This window comes from Staphylococcus sp. HMSC072E01 (assembly GCF_001814125.1).
Lineage (GTDB): Bacteria > Bacillota > Bacilli > Staphylococcales > Staphylococcaceae > Staphylococcus > Staphylococcus hominis.
On record NZ_KV814969.1, the window covers coordinates 1 to 773 of the forward strand.

A 773-nucleotide genomic window follows, 5' to 3' on the forward strand; every position below is an offset into this window, starting at 1 on the left:
GGTTCTGTTGCAAAGTTGAATTTATAGTATAATTTTAACAAAAAGGAGTCTTCTGTATGAACTATTTCAGATATAAACAATTTAACAAGGATGTTATCACTGTAGCCGTTGGCTACTATCTAAGATATGCATTGAGTTATCGTGATATATCTGAAATATTAAGGGAACGTGGTGTAAACGTTCATCATTCAACGGTCTACCGTTGGGTTCAAGAATATGCCCCAATTTTGTATCAAATTTGGAAGAAAAAGCATAAAAAAGCTTATTACAAATGGCGTATTGATGAGACGTACATCAAAATAAAAGGAAAATGGAGCTATTTATATCGTGCCATTGATGCAGAGGGACATACATTAGATATTTGGTTGCGTAAGCAACGAGATAATCATTCAGCATATGCGTTTATCAAACGTCTCATTAAACAATTTGGTAAACCTCAAAAGGTAATTACAGATCAGGCGCCTTCAACGAAGGTAGCAATGGCTAAAGTAATTAAAGCTTTTAAACTTAAACCTGACTGTCATTGTACATCGAAATATCTGAATAACCTCATTGAGCAAGATCACCGTCATATTAAAGTAAGAAAGACAAGGTATCAAAGTATCAATACAGCAAAGAATACTTTAAAAGGTATTGAATGTATTTATGCTCTATATAAAAAGAACCGCAGGTCTCTTCAGATCTACGGATTTTCGCCATGCCACGAAATTAGCATCATGCTAGCAAGTTAAGCGAACACTGACATGATAAATTAGTGGTTAGCTATATTTTTT

1 protein-coding gene is annotated in these 773 nt (G+C 33.9%); it reads left to right on the forward strand.

What is annotated here, in order from left to right; translation table 11 throughout:
• The first annotated feature begins 56 nt into the window (after positions 1–56).
• The gene (locus HMPREF2953_RS07410; protein ID WP_001105987.1) at positions 57–731 is read left to right on the forward strand and encodes an IS6-like element IS257 family transposase; all 675 of its coding nucleotides are present in this window, start codon (positions 57–59) and stop codon (positions 729–731) included.
• The last annotated feature ends 42 nt before the right edge of the window (positions 732–773 follow it).

What these genes read in the sequence shown, in the direction of transcription:
- HMPREF2953_RS07410 (WP_001105987.1), top strand. Translation starts at nt 57, where the DNA reads ATGAACTATTTCAGATATAAACAATTTAACAAGGATGTTATCACTGTA.